Origin of the sequence: Actinoallomurus oryzae (genome assembly GCF_039541955.1) — a bacterium.
Taxonomy (GTDB): Bacteria; Actinomycetota; Actinomycetes; order Streptosporangiales; family Streptosporangiaceae; genus Actinoallomurus; species Actinoallomurus oryzae.
Map to the genome: position 1 here is coordinate 135,127 of NZ_BAABHF010000048.1, position 15,470 is coordinate 150,596.

A 15,470-nucleotide genomic window follows, 5' to 3' on the forward strand; every position below is an offset into this window, starting at 1 on the left:
GCTGGTCGCTACTCAGCCCGTTTCGAAGTGTGGTGTCCAGCTGGTCGTGGTGGCCCAGGGCTCGGCGACCGCGATGACGAGGTCGACGACGGGGTCCTTGACGTCGGCGTACGTGTCGATGTCGCCGACGGTGCCCGCGAGGACGCTCTTGAAGCGCGCGTAGGCGGGGACGGCCTCGGGGTGGGCGCGGAACCAGTCGCGGAACAGCAGAGCCAGCCGCTCGTTCGGAGAGCCGAGGCGCCGGACGTGCAGGTTGACGTCCGGGCCTGGGTGCCCGCGCCGTGACCACAGCCTCTTCGTCCAGAGCTCCGGATCGTCGTCGCATCCGGCGGGGACGTGGTCGTACCGATGGACGGAACGCCGGAATCCCCGCTCGGCCAACGGCGGGTCGAACGCGCGCTCGGCCTCCTGAAGGTCCTGCACGCTGATCTGCAGGTCGAATATCGGCTTGGCCGCCATGCCGGGGATGGAGGTACTGCCGATGTGCTCGACGTGCAGCGCCAATGGCGCGAGCGTGGCCTGGAGCTCGGCGGTGAGGGCGAATCCCCGGGCCCGCCAACCGGGATCGTGATCCACCAGAACGGGCGCGAGCATCGGGTCCTCAGGCATTCGAGCAAGTTTAGGGAATGGGGTCATCGCTCCCGCCCGCCGCGATTCCGCAACGCGGTCCGCGTCAGCAGTATCCGGCGCATCAGGCCGTAACTGACGCCGAACTCGGCCGCGACCCGGCGGATCGGCCAGCCCTGGTCGTAGAGCCGGGCCGCGTCCTCCTCCATCTGCTTCGGCCGCCCGGCGGTGTTCGCGGTCCGTACGGCCAGCACCTCACCGCGCCGGTAGCGACGATGGCCACCGGGCGTGTGCACGGCGGGCTTGAGCAGCCCGTCCCGCGCCCACCGGGCAAGCGTGGTGGTCCGTACGCCCAGCAGCGCCGCGGCCTCCCTCGGCGTGAGCAGATCGTCAAAGTCAGAACCGGAGTCCGGAGATGCCATGAGGGAAAAGCCAATCCGTGAGTCAGGCGCCTGGTCATTAGCCGAGGTCGCGGGCGAGGGTGAACCAAACGGCTTTACCGGAGCCGGCCCGGAACGATCCGCGTTGAGTCGCGAGCGCGTCAACGACGACCAGCCCGCGATGTCGTTCGTCGCCGGCCGCGGGTATGGGAGCCGCGTCCGGAGGCGGAGTCGGGTCACCGTCATAGATTTCGATCCGGAACAAGGACGGGAACCGAACGATGCGAATCGGGATCACCGGATGGCCGTCCGGGTCCGTCATCGGACAACGCAGGGCGTTGGTGAACGTCTCGCTGACGGCCAGGGCCGCGGCATCTCCCAGCTCGGCCAGATCGTGCCGGCAGAAATAGGCGCGGGTCCAACGACGAGCGGCACCGCACTGCTGTGGTTCCGCCGGAAACACCACTTGTTCGACTTGCTGGCAATTTGGCGTTGGCCACGGCGATACGCCGGTCGTTTGCATGGGTCCGCCGATTCTCGTGAGGTGGGCTCCGTGAAGTTTCATCAATCCTGGCGTCAAGTGGTTACATTGGGTACCGTTTCTATTCGGCTGAAACCGGGGGTGACGCATTCATGCCTGCGGCTGATCGCATCAATCCTGACGCGTCACTGTGGCATTGGCTGGCCTATGACCTGCGGCGCTACCGGTTAGCGCGAGGAGAAAGCGCTACGAAGGTCGCCGGCATCATGGGGTGCAGCCGCGCACATGTTTCAAACTTCGAAGCCATGAACCGGCGCCCTTCAGAGAAGAATCTGAAACCGCTTGATGGTGCATGGCGGACAAATGGTCACTTCGTGCGCATCTTCACGTTCGCGCGCCGCGACCACAATCCAAACTGGTACGTAGAGCATCTGCACTACGAGGCGCGTGCCCATACGGTTCGGATGTTCGAGGGCCTGACCGTCCCCGGGCTACTCCAGACGGAGGACTACGCCCGCGTGGCGATCAGCGCCGAAGGCGACGCGGACGTGGACAAGGCCGTGGCCGACCGGATGGCTCGTCAGGCGATCCTGACCAGAAACCCGCCGACGCGTCTTTCCTTCCTCCTCGACGAATGCGTGATCGACCGTCCGGTGGGTGGTCCTGCAGTCATGCGCGCTCAACTCGCCCGACTACTGGAGCTCTCCCATCTACCTAATGTGACAATTCGGATCGTCCCGCGAAATCTGGGATACCACGTCGGTTTGTCCGGAGCTTTCGAGATCATGGGCTGCGATCCGGAGGGCGACGTCGGCTACACAGAGGCATGTGAGGGAGGCAGGCTGGTACTGGACAGTGTGGAAGCCCGTCGGTTCGTTGTACGGTTCGAGGAGATTGGGGCGGATGCCCTATCTCGTCCGGCGTCCCGAGACCTGATCCGACGTGTGATGGAGACGATGGAATGATCGACTTCCGCAAGTCCAGCTACAGCAACGGCGCCAATACCAACTGTGTGGAGGTCGCGGTCGGCGAGCGTGACGAGTTCGAAGGCCAGGCGTAACCCACCTGCACGGCGACGACCTCCACCAGGTTCTATTTCGCTCAACGACCTCCCGAGCGATGGAGGCGATTAAGGGGTCGCGCGGATTGGCGATCTTCAGGAGCGTCGTGCTGGCCGGTTGTTCCAGCGGTGAGTGGTCCAGGCGCGGCGGATCAGGTTACGCAGGGTGATGATGGCGTCGGCGAGGTCGAAGAATGCGTCGATGACGTTCTCGCATCGTTCGTAGCAGCGCTGGAGGCGGTTGAGGGCGTTTTGCCACCGAGTTTGTCGGATCGGCCGGTGGAGCTTGGCCCGCACCCGGGCCCCGGTCCACTCGTCACAGGTGCGTCGCCCGGCGCAGCAGGCGGTCGATGTTCTCGCGGCTGCGCCTGTCGGTGGGGGTGTGGACGACGAGGCGGACGCCGGGGTGGTCGGTCAGTTCCATGCCGGTGGCGTGCAGGCTCACTTCGCCGATCCCCGTAACGTCGTAGCGCTTGTCACACAGGTGCGGTGGAGCGACGTCGTGCGTGGCCCAGAGCCGGGAGAACAGCGGGCTGGCGGTGCACAGACGGGTGACGAAGTCCTGCCATTGCGGGTCGCCCGCGTTCTGGCTGTAGCGATAGCGGAATCCTGCCACGGCCTCGGGTGCCTGCTCGTCGCGGTTGACGATGGGGTGCTGCCCCTCCGGTGCCGTGAAGAGGTGCCAGAGGGTGTTGCGCTTGCCGGGCGGAGCACTGACCAGAGCGGGGTGCAGGGCGGCGTATGCACGGTTCCAGCGCAGCACGTCGGTGCGGGCGTCGACCACCATGGCGGGCAACGGGTCCAGCGCTTCCAGGACGGTGTCGAGGTGGCCGGGGAGCTCGGTCGGCGGATCACTGGTGACCGGAGGCTGGGGGACCTCGGCCAGACGGTAGAGGTGGTCGCGCTCGGCGGCATCCAGAAGCAGCGTGCGGGCCACCGCGTCGAGCACCTGGGAGCTGACGTTGATCGGCCGCCCCTGCTCCAGCCACGTGTACCAGGTGATGCCGACACCGGCCAGCTGGGCGACCTCCTCGCGGCGCAGTCCGGGGGTGCGCCGACGGACTCCCGCGGGTATGCCGACGTCCTCGGGTGAGACCCGCGCGCGTCGTGAGCGCAGGAACTCCCGCAGTTCAGTCCGGTTCGTGGTTGTCGGCACAGGTTCACTGTGCCAGAGCCGGGAGGCGTCGGCCTGGTGCTGCCGGTACCAGTATCAGCAGGCTTCTGGAACCGGTGTCCGCACAAGGCGCAGGCTCGTACTGCCTGTGTTCCTCAGGACGTTCCCGGGACGTCTTGCAAGACGTCCCTCAGGGCGGCTACCCGGATGAATGGACGAGGAGTTCCGTGAGCAACGCATTTCACAACAAGGTCGCGGTCGTGACGGGCGGGAGTGCCGGTATCGGCCACGTCACCGCACGGAAGATCGCCGAAGGGAGCGGCACCGTCTACATCACGGGCCGGGACCAGGACGCCCTGACGGCGGCGGCCGCGGACATATCGGGTGATGTCATCGGGGTGCGGGCCGACTCGCGCTCGGCCGACGACCTCGACCGGCTCTTCGCGCAGGTGGAGCGGCGCAGCGGCCGGCTGGACGTGCTGGTCGTCAACGCGGCGGCGATCGCGACCGCACCGCTGGGAACCATCACCGAGGACGTCATCAGGATGGTCTTCGACGTCAACATCACCGGCACGATCATGACCGTCCAGAAGGCGCTGCCGCTGCTGGCGGACGGTGGCGTCATCGTCCTCACCGGCTCGATGGCCGCGCACAAGGCGTCGCGCGGGCGGAGTCTCTACGCGGCCTCCAAGGCCGGGGTCCGCGCCCTCGCCCGTACCTGGGCCCTTGAGCTAACCCCACGCGGGATCCGGGTGAACGTGGTGAGCCCGGGTCCGACGGACACGCCCGGTATCGCACAACTGGCCGCCACCGCCAAGGAACGCGAGGCGCTCTTCGCCACGATGGGCACCGGGACCCCGATGACCCGGGCCGGTACCGCGGAAGAGGTCGCGGCGGTCATCGCCTTCGTCGCCTCGGACGCAGCCTCCCACGTCAACGGCGCCGACTACCAGGTCGACGGCGGATACGGCCAGGTCTGACACCCCCACGGGGCCGTCACCGACTACCTGGACACGGCCGAATGTCCTCGATTGTGCGACATCCCGTGAGTTCCCCTGAGCCCCGCTGAGCCGCTGACCCCGGAGTTCCGGTCCCGGTCCCGGCCGGCCGGTCGTAGGCTTCCCTCAACGCCGCTCGGGTCACGCGGCGGTCGACGTGTCCGGAAGGGAACCCCGCCATGAGGAAGTTCGCGGACCGCTACGTTGGCGCGGTAGGCCTCGGCTGCATGGGCATGAGCTGGGCCTACACCGAGTCCGAGCGTGACGACGATGCGTCGGTCGCGCTGATCCGGGAGGCCGTCGACCTCGGTGTCACGTTCCTCGACACGAGCGACGTCTACGGCGCGGGGCACAACGAGCGGCTGCTCGGCCAGGCGCTGGCCGGCGTACGCGACCGGGTCGTGCTCGCCACGAAGGTCGGGCTCGTCGGCCCCTCGTCCCAGCGCCTGTCCCGCGACGGAACGCCGAAGCACGTGCGCGAGGCGGTCGAGGCCAGTCTCGGCCGGCTCGGCACCGACGTGATCGACCTCTACTACCTGCATCGCGTCGACCCCAACGTGCCGCTCGCCGAGACGTGGGGTGCGATGTCCGAGCTGGTCACCGAGGGCAAGGTCCGTCACCTGGGCCTTTCGGAGGTGACGGTCGAGCAGGCCGAGGAGGCGCACGCCGTCCACCCGGTCGCGGCGATCCAGTCGGAGCTGTCCCTGTGGACCCGCGACCCGCTCGGTGTGAGCGCCGACGGCGGCACCAAGACCGGCGACGTCGTGGGCTGGTGTGCCGTCAACGACGCGGTGTTCGTGCCGTTCTCCCCGCTCGGCCGCGGCTTCCTCACCGGCGCGGTGACCAAGGCGAGCTTCGAGGACGGCGACATGCGCGGCTGGATGTCCCGTTTCCAGGAGGGCGCCCTGGAGCAGAACCTCCGCATCGTCGACGCCGTCCGTACGGTCGCCGAGCACTACGGCGCCACTCCGGCCCAGGTCGCCATCGCCTGGACGCTCGCCCAGGGTGAGCACGTCATCCCCATCCCGGGCACGAAGAAGCGCAAGTATCTCCACGAGAACACCACGGCGGCCGGCGTCGACCTCACCGACGACGACCTCGCCGAGCTCGACGCCGTCCCGCCACCGGTCGGCGCCCGCTACTGACACCTTGGGCGGAGGATGGACGCGTGATCGGTGATCGATGGGGGGTCAGCGACAGCGAGACCCTGCGCCCCTACCCCTGCGACGACTTCGTCGACTCGCCCACGCTCCAGGCATGGCGGGGCGTGGACGTCCAGGCGCCCGCCGAAGCGGTGTGGCCGTGGGTGGTGCAGGTCAGGCTCGCTCCCTACTCCTACGACTGGATCGACAACCTCGGCCGCCGCTCACCCCGGAAACTCATGGGCCTTCCGGAGCCGCAGGTCGGCGACAGGTTCACCACCGCAGGCGGGCGTGATCTGGGCCGGATCGTCTCGGTCGACCCCGGGAAGCAGCTGACGGCCACCATCATGGGCGCCTTCATGTCCTACGTCCTCGTGCCCCAACCGCACGACAGAACGCGTCTGCTGCTCAAGGTCGCCATGCGGACCACCCGCTGGGCCGCTCCCGGCCTGTCCGTCGGCGACCTCGTCATGGCCCGACGGCAGTTGCTGAACCTCAAACGACTCGCCGAGCAGCACCAGGGCGCGCTCTAGGACGCCGGCCACCACGCGGAGAGAACGAGGCCACCCGGCGGCCTCAGGTGAGAAGGAGCGTCCGGCACAGGTCTTCGTCGAACGGCATACGTGGGTGCCAGTTGGCCAGTAGCGCGCGGAGGAAGGCTCGCTGGGCGGCGTTGAGCACGCTCTGCCCGGTGAGCGGCTGTGGAAAGGCCAGCCGGACCAACGGGCCCACATCGCGATCATAGGTAACGCTGGACGACGTCGTGCCGGTCATGGAGCAGGGACTCGGGGCGACGGCCGAGCATGCCGAGCAGCCGGGCGATGGCCGCACGTTCCCTGGGTTCGGATGACCGGGCGGCGGTGTCCTCCAGCAGCTCGGCCAAGGCCGCTTCGCGACCGCCGAGCGATTCGTGCCGCAGGCAGTACACGGCCGCGGTCGCGGCGGGAGTGCGGACGTCCGCATCGGCGTCGCCGACCAGCGGAAGAATCGCGTCGAACACGTCGGGGACGACCTTCCGGCAGGCGAGGAGGTCGCGGGCTGCCATGGCCAGGCCGTACTCCCGGTCATCGGCGGCCTCCACGAGGGCCGGCGGAGGTGGCGTTCGCGTCGCGGGGTCGGGGTCGAGTCGCCAGTCGCAGGCGCGCACGGCCTCGCGGATCCGTTGCAGGTCCGCCTCGTCGCGGCCGGCGGGGTGGGCGTCGCGGATGAGCTCCTCGTCGCGAACCTCGAGCCGGCATGCCTCGACGAACAAGACGAGGTAGTTCAGCAGCGCCGCCCGCAGCGGCCGGGGCGCGGTGTCCCAGGGCAGGACGTCGGCGACGGGCACGGCGGTGCGGGGGTCGCCGAGCAGCCCGGCGACGATCCTGACGAACGGGCCTGTCGCGGAGTAGACGCTGCCCTGATGCAGCATCGCGGCGTCGAGATACCCGACCGCGTCAGCGCGGGCCTGCGGATCGTCGCCGACCAGCGCGAGAAGCCTTGCCGGTGCGTCCGATGCCCGGCCGTAGGCGTGCTCGAGATCGTCCCAGTCGACTTGGAGCACGGCCCGGCGCAAGGAATCCATCAGGAGATTCTGCGGCCCGTGGGGCTCTCACGCCAGTGCGGGTTCGTCGACCAGACCGTTGCCGATCGCCGCGAAGGACTCTCGTACGGCCTCCAGCGCGGTGCGGCGTTCGGCGTCGGTCAGGTGGGCCGGCCCGTACGTGACGACAGGGGCCAGTACCTCATAGCCGACGAACTCCAGCATTCCCCGGTGGATGTGAAAGAGGAAGTCGTCCATCGCCCCGAAGGCCCCGCCCGAGCTGAAGGACTCGGCGGAGCCGCCGGTGGTCACGAGGAGCATCGCCCGCTTCCCCCTCAGCGCGGCCCGGTCGAACAGCCCGAAGTCGCCTCCGAAGAGCGCCCCCATGACGAAGGTGCGATCGATCCACCCCTTGAGGATCGCCGGCATCGAGAACCACCACATCGGGAAGGACAAGACCAGCAGATCGGCGGCCAGCACCGAGTCCAGGTGAGCGCGCACCTCGCCGGTCAAGGTCCCTTCCCGGACGGCCCTCATCTGCTCTGCCTGCGGTTTGAACGGCCCGCGAACCGGCTCGAACTCGTGCCGGTCGAGCACGGGGCTCCACCCGTCGGCGTAGAGGTCCACGACCTCAACGACGTAGCCGGAGCGCCGCAGCTCCTCGGCGGCGACCCGCATCTGCGCCGTACTGAACGCGTCGGGTTCGGGGTGGGCGTGAACGATCAGAGCGGTCTTGCGCGGTGTCAGCGTGTCCATAGAGAGATCATATCGTAAAATCGCGATATCGTGATACGTCGATCAAAGATTCTCGGCGATCGCGGTCGACAGCTGCCGCAGGCGGTCCTCGTCTCGCCGGTAGTGCGTCCACTTGCCGACGCGCGTGGACCGTACGAGCCCCGCACGCTCAAGGGCCGTCATGTAGGAAGAGACGGTCGACTGCGCCAGCCCGCTCTTGGCCTGGATGTGGCTGACGCAAACGCCGACGACCTGGCGGTCCGCTATCGGCTCATAGTCCGCGAACTCCCCGTCCGGATCCCTGAGCCACCGCATGATCTGGAGGCGTACGGGGTTGGCCAGCGCCTTGAACGCCTCGAGCATCTCCTCCGGCCGCGATTCGACCTCATCACCCACGGACAGGCCCCTCTCATTCATTTCGACATACCACGGTATCTCGATTCGGCCGATCGGGGCTCACCCCGCGTCGCCCGGCAACGGTCCCCGGCGGCGCGGACGTGGGCTCACACGGCCAGGCGGCGGATGGTGGCGAAGCCGCCGGCGAGCATGACGACGACCGCGGCGGCGAGGAGGCCGGTGACGCCGGTCGCGGTGATGGTGGTGAAGAAACGGCCGATGGCCGTCCAGCCGTGCACGCCCGTCGCGATGATCGCGGCGAGGGCCAGCACGCCGAGCTGTGCCCCGCCGAAGATCATGGTGCCGGACAGGCCGCCGCGGCGATACATCAGGCCGTACCACATCCCGTAGACGAACAACAGGACGAACGTGGTCGTCGCGGTGAGCCACGACAGGTACCAGGGACCGTCGAGGAAGTAGGGGACGCGGAAGTAGCCCATGTTCATGCCCCATCCGCCGGTCGCGCGTTCGAGGATCTGGCCGACCGCGACCACGAGCCCGAAGCCGGCGGCCAGGGCGAGGGCCAGTGAGCTGACGCCGGCGAAGTAGGTGCGTCGGCTGACCCCCAGGGTGAGGGCGAACGGCAGTGCGCGGGCGACGGACTGCGAGCCCACGACGAACACGACGATGAAGAGCGCGGCCAGGCCGCCGACCCAGCGGTGATGGTCGCTGTTGCCGGCCGGGGTGAGCTGCAGGATCACCACGTCGAGGAGGAAGCCGAAGGCCGCCCACACCCAGGGCAGTACGAGGTAGGTGACGCGGTCGAGGAGCAGGTAGCGGCCGACGGTGACGATCGGGGTGTGGCGCATCAGGATGCCCTCGCTGCCGTGAGTCCGGACTGGTCGTGGTGCTCGGCCGCGTAGATCGCGAGTTGCTGGAGGGTGAGCCCCTCCAGGCGCAGGCGCAGGTGGTCGGCGAGTTCGCGGTCGCGTTCGTCGAGCCGGCCGACCATCACCGCCTTGGTCTGCGTGCCCATCGTGCGCCGGTTCAGCGTCGTGCGGCCGGCGGCGAAGCGCTCCACGTCGTCGGCCGGGCCGGTGACGACCGTGGCGGAGCCGCGCAGGTCGTCGGTGAGCGCGTCGAGGACCAGCCGGCCGTGGTCGAGGACCAGGACACGGTCGAGAAGCTCGGCGGCCTCGTCGATGAGGTGGGTGGAGAGCACGATGCAGCGTGGGTGGGCGGTGTAGTCGGCCAGCAGCTGGTCGTAGAAGAGCGTGCGGGCGACCGCGTCCAGGCCCGAGTACGGCTCGTCGAACAGGGTGAGCTCGGCGCGGGAGGCCAGCCCGATGACGATGCCGAGCGCGGTCCGCATGCCGCGCGACAGCTTCTTGATCGGCCGGGTCGACGGCAGCTCGTACGCGTCCAGCAGCGTGCCGGCCAGGTCGGCGTCCCAGTTCGGGTACAGCAGCGACGCCGCTGCGACCGCGTGCCGAACCCGCAGGTCGGGGTAGGTCTGGTCCTCCCGTACGAGAATCATCCGGCGCAGTACCGCGTCGTTCTCCAGCGGGCCGGCGCCGAACACGTGCACGCGCCCGGAGGTGGCGAACTCCTGGCCGGCCAGGATGCGCAGCAGCGTGGTCTTCCCGGCGCCGTTGCGGCCGAGCAGCCCGGCGATGCACGGCGTGCCGAGCTCGAAGGTGACGTCGCTCAGCGCCCGGTGGTCGCGGTAGCGGCGCCCGACCCCGGATACCGAGATCGCCGGCGTCATGCCCGTCCTCCCGCCGTGACCTCGGCCGAGTCCAGCTCCTCGCGTACGAGCCTGAGCAGTTCCTCCAGCCCGATTCCGAGCCGGCCCGCCTCGACCACCATCGGCCGTACGTAGCGGTCGGCGAAGCGGCGCCGCCGGGCGCGCACCAGCCGGTCGCGCGCGCCCTTCGCGACGAACATGCCGACGCCCCGCCGCTTCTCCACCAGGCCCTCTTCGGAGAGCACGGTGAGGCTGCGCGCCGCCGTGGCCGGGTTGACCCGGTAGAACGCCGCGAGCTCGTTGGTGGACGCGACTCGTTCTCCCTCGCCCACGGTGCCGTCGGCGATCTGGTTCGCCAGCTCGGCGGCGATCTGGGCGAAGATCGGCCCGCCGTCATCCAGGAGTGACATCATGCCTCCGTTGCTTTACTGGTTTACCACTATACTAATGAACCAGTCGGCTCGGCAAGCAACGGTGAGCCGGTACGTCAGGAGCACAGGGCGGTCGTCACGGCGGCCTTCACGTCGGCGTCCTGGGCGTCGGAGCCGCCCGGGTCGAGGTTGACCATGACCGTGGCCTGCCGGCCGTCCGTCGTGGTGCCGCTCATCGTCGCGAAGCCGAAGATGTCGCCGTCGTGTCCCCAGTACACGCCGCCGCACGGCAGCGGATGCCGCTCCAGGCCCAGCCCGTACGCGCGGCCGTCCGAGCTTCCGGTCGCCCGCGTCCGCGTCATCTCGGCCAGCTCGGCCGGGCGCAGCAGCCGCCCGTGCAGGAGCGCGTCGAAGAACCGCGACACGTCGGACGCGCTGGAGATCATGTTCCCGGACCCGGCGGCGACCGACGGGTTGAACTCCGTCGCGTCGATCGGGTCGGCACCGGCGCCGGGCCGTACGTAGCCGCGCGGGTGCGGCCCGGGGATCCCGGTCTCGTCACCGGGCACGGACGTGGACCGCAGCCCGAGCGGTCTCAGGATTCGCCGCTCGATCTCCGCGCCGTACGGATGGCCGGTCACCTTCTCGATCAGCATCGAGGCCAGCAGGTAGTTGGTGTTGCTGTAACTCCACTTCCTGCCCGGCCTGAACAGCGGCGGATGCGCCAGCGCGATCCGGAGCAACTCGGCGGGCTCGTGGTGGGCGTACCGGTCGGCCAGGATGTCCTGCGGCGTGAGGTACGTCAGGTAGTCGGGCAGCCCGCTCGTGTGCTGGAGCAGCTCCCGTACGGTGATGCGCCGGCCGTCGTTGCCGTGGCCCCGCACCACGCCGGGCAGGTAGCGCTCCACCGGCACGTCGAGCGCGACGCGGTGTTCGCCCACGAGCTGCAGCACGACCGTCGCGACGTACGGCTTGGTCATGCTGCCGATGCGAAAGTTGCTGTTGGCTCGCACCGGAGCGTTCGTGCGCAGGTCGGCGACGCCGCTGGTCAGCACGGTGACACCGCGCCGGTCCCGCACTTCGGCGAGGGCCCCGGGCGCCCCGTCGTCGGTGGTCAGCCGGTGCAACACCTTCTGGACCGCGGTGTGGCCGGCGGGCTCGGCGGCGGCTCGCGGACCGGCCAGAGCCGCGGACGACGCGACGCCCATGGCCAGGGTGAGTGCGGCGCCCAGCGCTCGTGCGTGAGTGAACACGTGATCCTCCAGTAGAGATCGACTGGGAGGTCACGCTAGGAATCGCGCGTCGTGGCCCGCGTCACCCGCCGGGGCCATCGCGGGAGTCATACCGCAGGACTCAGTCCATCACCGTAAGGATGAAGCGGACGTTCTCGTCGGTCTCGTTCGCGTACGCGTGGGCGCGATCGCCGTGGAACAGGGCTGCGTCGCCCGCCGCCACCTCCGTACGGCTCTCGCCCACGACCAGGGACAACACGCCCGACTCGACGCTGATGATCTCCCGGGTGCCCGAGCTGTGGGGCTCGCTGTCGCGGCGCTCGCCGGGCCGCAGCTCCCATCGCCACAGCTCGAGCGACGGGCGTGGGTCGCTGCCGGCCAGCAGCGTGCCGGTGCCGCCCGACGGGCCGTTCCACAGCACCACGTGGCGGCTCGTGGGGAACAGCTGGATCGGCGGCTCCTCCTCGACCTGGACGAGCCGGGTCAGCGGCACGCCGAGGGTGTCGGCGACCCGGATCAGCGTGCTGAGGTTGGGGTTGCCGCGCGCCTGCTCCAGCGCGACGAGCACGCCCTTGCTGAGCCCGGCGCGCGCCGCGAGCTGGTCGAGGCTCCAGCCGTGCGCGGCGCGCAGGGCGCGGACGGTGCGGGCCACCGCGTCGCCGACCGTGTCTGTCATGGGTCACCCTCGATGGTCGTTATAGTGAACTCCTCGGTACTATATTCCGACCGACCCTCCAGGAGAGGCGCCATGCTCGAACGAATCATCGTCGATGACGCGGTACGCGCCCTGCGCCCCGACTTCGCCGTCCTCCTGATGAGCGCGGAAGGCCTGGTCAACGGCCCGTCCGCCGGAAGCGAGAGCACCGACGGCCTCGCCGAGGCCGCCGCACCCCACGTGGAGGCCTGGCGCGAGGCGTACCGCGGGTTCGGCGTGAACCCCAAGCGCGCCCGCCCGTCCGTGGACGCCCTGCTGCGCCGCCCGGAGCTCCCCGCCATCAACGGGGTCGTCGACGCCTACAACGCGATCAGCGTGCGCCACGGTCTGCCGATCGGCGGCGAGGACCTCGACACGTACGTCGGCCCGGCGCGCCTGACCCGGGCGGTGGGCGATGAGGAGTTCGCCACGGTCAAGGACGGCGAACCGGTCATCGAGCACCCCGAGCCGGGCGAGGTGATCTGGCGCGACGACGCGGGCGTCACCTGCCGCCGCTGGAACTGGCGCCAGTGCACGCGCACGCACATCACCGAGCAGACCAAGAACGCCCTGTTCATCCTGGAGCGGCTCGAGCCGTACTCCCTCGACCGGCTGGTCGAGGCGGGCGACGAGCTGGCCGGGCTGCTGCGGGCGATCACGCCGGAGGTCACCATCACCACCCGGCTGATCGAGCCATGATCATCGCACTCGCCCTGGGCTCCGCGATCGTCTTCGGCGCCGGCGACTTCTGCGGCGGGGCGGCGTCGCGGCGCGGCGGATCGACCGGAGTTCTGGTCCTCAGCCTGCCCGCCGGGCTGGTCCTGCTCCTGGCCGTGGCCCTGGCGTTCGGCGACGGGTCCAGCGGCGGCCCCCTCGTGTGGGGCGTCGCCTCCGGGGTGGCGGGCGGCGGGGCCCTGCTGGTCTTCTACCGCGCCCTGGCGCAGGGGCCGATGAGCGTGGTCGCCCCGGTCTCGGGACTGATGGCCGCCGTCGTGCCCGCCGTCGTCGGCGTGGCGCAGGGCGACCGCCTGTCGCCCATGGCCGTCGCCGGGATCGTGCTGTGCCTGGTGGCCATCTGCTTCGTCAGCATCGAGCCGAACCGGCAGCAGGCCCGCGCCGGGCTGCGCGGCCCGCTGCTGGCCCTGCTCGCCGGCACGGGGTTCGGCACGTTCTTCGTGCTCATCCAGCAGGGCGACGACGGCACGCTGTGGCCTCTCGTCGTCTCCAAGGCGGTCGGCGTGGTGATGGTCGTCATCGCCGCGCTGGCGACGGGCAGCCGTCCGCCGTCGCGCGACCGCGTCACCGCCGGCATCGCACTGCTGGCCGGGACGCTGGACGTGCTCGGCAACGCGCTGTACGTCCTGGCGTCGCGCGCCGGAATGCTCAGCATCGCGGGCGTGCTCAGCTCGCTCTACCCGGCGAGCACCGTGCTGCTGGCCCGGCTGGTGTACGGCGAACGGCTCCGGCCGATCCAGCGCGTCGGCCTCGTCGTCGCGGTGGCCGGCGTGGGGCTCGTCACCTCCGGCTAGGGCGTTTCTCAAAGCCCCGCTGTCCTACTGCGCGGCGCCCAGGCGCCGCCTCGCCGCGTTGTCGTCGGTCGACAGCCAAACCCAGGCTGACTCCCTCCTCCGCCTTGCGACGCGACGCCTGGACACCGCTCGCTACGGACGGGGACTTTGAGACACGCCCTAGCGGAGGTTGACGACGATGTCGGAGTGCTGCGGGCTCGAACGCAGGCCGGCCGACTCCAGCGCCTTGCGGTAGGCGTCCATCATCGCGGCGGAGTCCTCGGCCGTGCCGAACAGGTCGCCCAGCTCCCGCCAGACCCGCGCGGTGGCCCGCGAGGCCTCCAGGCCGGCCAGCTCGTCGCGGGCCGCGCGCAGGGCGGTGAGCGCCTTCTCGCGGTTTCCGTCGGCGATGAGCGCCTGCGCGAGCATCAGCCGGGCGCGGATCGTCGTGACCGACGACCGCGGCTGGGCGGTGAGGTCGGTCAGCACGCCCTCGGCGATGTCGACGGCGGCGGCCGGCTCGCCGAGCAGCACCTTCGAGCGGGCCATCTCGATCCGGCACTCGGCCGCGTCCATGCCGCTGAGGATCGGCTCGGCCTTGGTGAGGAGGTCGAGCGCCTTTCCGGCGTCCATCGGCGAGGCGCCCGAGGGCAGGAGCGTACGGGCGGCGGTGACGCGCAGGCGGGCCTGGGCCTTGGCCTGGTCGCCGCCGGCGTACAGCGCGAGCGCCTGCTCGGCGAGGTACAGCGACTCGCCGCCCTCGCCCTCCTCCAGGGCCTGCCGGCTCGCCTCGACGTAGGCGTTGATCATCACGGACGGGTCGGGCTCACCGGCGTCCAGGAGCCGCTCGGCCAGCTCGTGCGCCGGCGCGGGCTCACCGCGGTCGAGGTAGGTCGCGATGAGCGTGCGGCCGATCTCGGCGGCGTCCTCGCCGCCGAGCAGGCGGAGGTCGGCCAGGCGGTTCAGCGCGGACTCGCCGAGCGCGAGCGTGCGGCCGAGGTCGCCGGCGGCGCGGTAGCAACGGGCCAGCACGATGGTCACCGGCAGCCAGCCGGCGCGGCCACGGTCGCGCGTGGCCTCCTCGCGCAGCTCCTCTAGCGCCTTGATCGCTTCTTCGCCGCGGCCCATGGTCTCCAGAGCGCGTGCGCGGCCCCAGCGGGCGCGCTTCATCAGCTCCGGGTCGTTGTCGACCGCCTCGAGGATCTCGTTGAACCACATCAGTGACTGGTCGGCGTCGCCCCCGAGGAGTGCCAGCTCGGCATGGCGCGCGCGGACCTGCAGGTGCAGGCGTTCTTCGGGCTCGATGCCCTCGGAGAGATACTCCGGCAGGCAGCCCAGCCGGCTGGCCAGGAGCCGTACGACGGCGGGAGTCGGGGTGCGCTTCCCGGACTCGATCAATGAGATGTAGCTGTCGGACAACTCGGTCCCGGCAAGCTGCGCCTGAGAGAGGTGCTTACTCAGCCGCAGGTTACGGACTCGCTCACCAACGCTTCCTTGACCCGGCATCACGTCTCACTTACCGAAGGGCTACACGCGGATTGGGTTACGACCTGATTGTGAGTAGCACTACCTCACACAAGGAG

At 69.9% G+C, this 15,470-nt stretch carries 21 protein-coding genes and 1 pseudogene; 7 read left to right on the top strand and 15 right to left on the bottom strand.

What is annotated here, in order from left to right; genetic code table 11:
* Positions 1-12: 12 nt before the first annotated feature.
* From ABEA10_RS40065 to ABEA10_RS40075, 3 genes are read right to left on the bottom strand one after another with little or no spacing between them, the layout of a single operon-like run.
* On the bottom strand, positions 13-609 hold the full coding sequence (locus ABEA10_RS40065) for a GrpB family protein (RefSeq protein ID WP_345473123.1): 597 nt from the start codon (positions 607-609) through the stop codon (positions 13-15).
* 23 nt (positions 610-632) lie between these two features.
* Complete coding sequence (locus ABEA10_RS40070) at positions 633-989, bottom strand: helix-turn-helix domain-containing protein (protein WP_345473125.1); 357 nt, start codon at positions 987-989, stop codon at positions 633-635.
* 37 nt (positions 990-1,026) lie between these two features.
* Complete coding sequence (locus ABEA10_RS40075; protein WP_345473127.1) at positions 1,027-1,470, bottom strand: ATP-binding protein; 444 nt, start codon at positions 1,468-1,470, stop codon at positions 1,027-1,029.
* A 110-nt stretch (positions 1,471-1,580) separates the two neighbouring features.
* On the opposite strand from ABEA10_RS40075, the gene ABEA10_RS40080 reads away from it, so the two are divergent.
* Positions 1,581-2,393, top strand: coding sequence for a helix-turn-helix domain-containing protein (locus ABEA10_RS40080; protein WP_345473129.1), 813 nt, complete (start codon positions 1,581-1,583; stop codon positions 2,391-2,393).
* Positions 2,390-2,488: a DUF397 domain-containing protein gene (locus ABEA10_RS40085; protein WP_345473131.1), complete on the top strand. Its 99-nt coding sequence runs from the start codon at positions 2,390-2,392 to the stop codon at positions 2,486-2,488. The genes ABEA10_RS40080 and ABEA10_RS40085 overlap by 4 nt, the downstream gene beginning before the upstream one ends.
* A gap of 96 nt (positions 2,489-2,584) precedes the next feature.
* On the opposite strand, the pseudogene ABEA10_RS40090 reads toward ABEA10_RS40085, so the two are convergent.
* Together ABEA10_RS40090 and ABEA10_RS40095 are read right to left on the bottom strand one after the other, a co-directional pair.
* Positions 2,585-2,758 (bottom strand): annotated as a pseudogene (locus ABEA10_RS40090) (IS5/IS1182 family transposase); the annotation flags it as partial.
* 46 nt (positions 2,759-2,804) lie between these two features.
* Positions 2,805-3,644: a helix-turn-helix transcriptional regulator gene (locus tag ABEA10_RS40095; protein ID WP_345473133.1), complete on the bottom strand. Its 840-nt coding sequence runs from the start codon at positions 3,642-3,644 to the stop codon at positions 2,805-2,807.
* 185 nt (positions 3,645-3,829) lie between these two features.
* Here ABEA10_RS40095 and ABEA10_RS40100 point away from each other — a divergent pair, with 185 nt between their 5' ends.
* The 3 genes from ABEA10_RS40100 to ABEA10_RS40110 all read left to right on the top strand — a co-directional run bounded on the left by ABEA10_RS40100 (position 3,830) and on the right by ABEA10_RS40110 (position 6,275).
* Entirely contained in the window at positions 3,830-4,582 is a 753-nt protein-coding gene (locus ABEA10_RS40100) for an SDR family NAD(P)-dependent oxidoreductase (RefSeq protein WP_345473135.1), read from the top strand.
* A gap of 197 nt (positions 4,583-4,779) precedes the next feature.
* Positions 4,780-5,745 carry an aldo/keto reductase gene (locus ABEA10_RS40105; RefSeq protein ID WP_345473137.1) on the top strand — a complete coding sequence of 322 codons (966 nt, stop codon included), beginning with the start codon at positions 4,780-4,782 and terminating at the stop codon, positions 5,743-5,745.
* A gap of 23 nt (positions 5,746-5,768) precedes the next feature.
* Complete coding sequence (locus ABEA10_RS40110; RefSeq protein ID WP_345473139.1) at positions 5,769-6,275, top strand: hypothetical protein; 507 nt, start codon at positions 5,769-5,771, stop codon at positions 6,273-6,275.
* A gap of 43 nt (positions 6,276-6,318) precedes the next feature.
* Here ABEA10_RS40110 and ABEA10_RS40115 read toward each other — a convergent pair whose 3' ends face one another.
* The 9 genes from ABEA10_RS40115 to ABEA10_RS40155 all read right to left on the bottom strand — a co-directional run bounded on the left by ABEA10_RS40115 (position 6,319) and on the right by ABEA10_RS40155 (position 12,361).
* Entirely contained in the window at positions 6,319-6,474 is a 156-nt protein-coding gene (locus ABEA10_RS40115) for a hypothetical protein (protein WP_345473141.1), read from the bottom strand.
* 7 nt (positions 6,475-6,481) lie between these two features.
* Positions 6,482-7,306, bottom strand: a complete 825-nt coding sequence (locus ABEA10_RS40120) for a hypothetical protein (protein WP_345473143.1) — start codon at positions 7,304-7,306, stop codon at positions 6,482-6,484.
* Between the two features lie 27 nt (positions 7,307-7,333).
* A complete protein-coding gene (locus ABEA10_RS40125) occupies positions 7,334-8,020 on the bottom strand; it encodes an NAD(P)H-dependent oxidoreductase (RefSeq protein ID WP_345473145.1) in 687 nt (228 codons plus the stop codon).
* A gap of 42 nt (positions 8,021-8,062) precedes the next feature.
* On the bottom strand, positions 8,063-8,395 hold the full coding sequence (locus tag ABEA10_RS40130) for an ArsR/SmtB family transcription factor (protein ID WP_345473147.1): 333 nt from the start codon (positions 8,393-8,395) through the stop codon (positions 8,063-8,065).
* Between the two features lie 107 nt (positions 8,396-8,502).
* Positions 8,503-9,204 (bottom strand): hypothetical protein, encoded by a 702-nt coding sequence (locus ABEA10_RS40135; RefSeq protein WP_345473149.1) that lies wholly within the window; start codon positions 9,202-9,204, stop codon positions 8,503-8,505.
* Positions 9,204-10,103, bottom strand: a complete 900-nt coding sequence (locus ABEA10_RS40140; protein ID WP_345473151.1) for an ATP-binding cassette domain-containing protein — start codon at positions 10,101-10,103, stop codon at positions 9,204-9,206. The genes ABEA10_RS40135 and ABEA10_RS40140 overlap by 1 nt, the downstream gene beginning before the upstream one ends.
* Positions 10,100-10,492 (bottom strand): GntR family transcriptional regulator, encoded by a 393-nt coding sequence (locus tag ABEA10_RS40145; RefSeq protein ID WP_345473153.1) that lies wholly within the window; start codon positions 10,490-10,492, stop codon positions 10,100-10,102. Before ABEA10_RS40145 ends, ABEA10_RS40140 begins: the two co-directional genes overlap by 4 nt.
* Before the next feature lie 77 nt (positions 10,493-10,569).
* A complete protein-coding gene (locus ABEA10_RS40150; RefSeq protein ID WP_345473155.1) occupies positions 10,570-11,706 on the bottom strand; it encodes a serine hydrolase domain-containing protein in 1,137 nt (378 codons plus the stop codon).
* 100 nt (positions 11,707-11,806) lie between these two features.
* Positions 11,807-12,361, bottom strand: a complete 555-nt coding sequence (locus tag ABEA10_RS40155) for a helix-turn-helix domain-containing protein (protein ID WP_345473156.1) — start codon at positions 12,359-12,361, stop codon at positions 11,807-11,809.
* 72 nt (positions 12,362-12,433) lie between these two features.
* Between ABEA10_RS40155 and ABEA10_RS40160 the strand changes: the two genes are divergently transcribed.
* Complete coding sequence (locus tag ABEA10_RS40160; protein ID WP_329248528.1) at positions 12,434-13,078, top strand: B3/B4 domain-containing protein; 645 nt, start codon at positions 12,434-12,436, stop codon at positions 13,076-13,078.
* On the top strand, positions 13,075-13,908 hold the full coding sequence (locus ABEA10_RS40165; protein ID WP_345473159.1) for an EamA family transporter: 834 nt from the start codon (positions 13,075-13,077) through the stop codon (positions 13,906-13,908). The genes ABEA10_RS40160 and ABEA10_RS40165 overlap by 4 nt, the downstream gene beginning before the upstream one ends.
* A gap of 159 nt (positions 13,909-14,067) precedes the next feature.
* Here the strand turns inward: ABEA10_RS40165 and ABEA10_RS40170 are convergent, their stop codons facing one another.
* The gene (locus tag ABEA10_RS40170; protein WP_345473161.1) at positions 14,068-15,393 is read right to left on the bottom strand and encodes a helix-turn-helix domain-containing protein; all 1,326 of its coding nucleotides are present in this window, start codon (positions 15,391-15,393) and stop codon (positions 14,068-14,070) included.
* Positions 15,394-15,470 lie beyond the last annotated feature (77 nt).

Excerpts from the sequence above, each read along its gene's own strand:
- ABEA10_RS40105 (WP_345473137.1), top strand. The coding sequence starts at position 4,780 with ATGAGGAAGTTCGCGGACCGCTACGTTGGCGCGGTAGGCCTCGGCTGC.
- ABEA10_RS40165 (WP_345473159.1), top strand. The coding sequence starts at position 13,075 with ATGATCATCGCACTCGCCCTGGGCTCCGCGATCGTCTTCGGCGCCGGC.
- ABEA10_RS40080 (WP_345473129.1), top strand. The coding sequence starts at position 1,581 with ATGCCTGCGGCTGATCGCATCAATCCTGACGCGTCACTGTGGCATTGG.
- ABEA10_RS40140 (WP_345473151.1), bottom strand. The coding sequence starts at position 10,103 with ATGACGCCGGCGATCTCGGTATCCGGGGTCGGGCGCCGCTACCGCGAC.
- ABEA10_RS40160 (WP_329248528.1), top strand. The coding sequence starts at position 12,434 with ATGCTCGAACGAATCATCGTCGATGACGCGGTACGCGCCCTGCGCCCC.
- ABEA10_RS40145 (WP_345473153.1), bottom strand. The coding sequence starts at position 10,492 with ATGTCACTCCTGGATGACGGCGGGCCGATCTTCGCCCAGATCGCCGCC.
- ABEA10_RS40085 (WP_345473131.1), top strand. The coding sequence starts at position 2,390 with ATGATCGACTTCCGCAAGTCCAGCTACAGCAACGGCGCCAATACCAAC.
- ABEA10_RS40125 (WP_345473145.1), bottom strand. The coding sequence starts at position 8,020 with ATGGACACGCTGACACCGCGCAAGACCGCTCTGATCGTTCACGCCCAC.
- ABEA10_RS40135 (WP_345473149.1), bottom strand. The coding sequence starts at position 9,204 with ATGCGCCACACCCCGATCGTCACCGTCGGCCGCTACCTGCTCCTCGAC.
- ABEA10_RS40155 (WP_345473156.1), bottom strand. The coding sequence starts at position 12,361 with ATGACAGACACGGTCGGCGACGCGGTGGCCCGCACCGTCCGCGCCCTG.
- ABEA10_RS40170 (WP_345473161.1), bottom strand. The coding sequence starts at position 15,393 with ATGCCGGGTCAAGGAAGCGTTGGTGAGCGAGTCCGTAACCTGCGGCTG.
- ABEA10_RS40120 (WP_345473143.1), bottom strand. The coding sequence starts at position 7,306 with ATGGATTCCTTGCGCCGGGCCGTGCTCCAAGTCGACTGGGACGATCTC.
- ABEA10_RS40065 (WP_345473123.1), bottom strand. The coding sequence starts at position 609 with ATGCCTGAGGACCCGATGCTCGCGCCCGTTCTGGTGGATCACGATCCC.
- ABEA10_RS40075 (WP_345473127.1), bottom strand. The coding sequence starts at position 1,470 with ATGCAAACGACCGGCGTATCGCCGTGGCCAACGCCAAATTGCCAGCAA.
- ABEA10_RS40070 (WP_345473125.1), bottom strand. The coding sequence starts at position 989 with ATGGCATCTCCGGACTCCGGTTCTGACTTTGACGATCTGCTCACGCCG.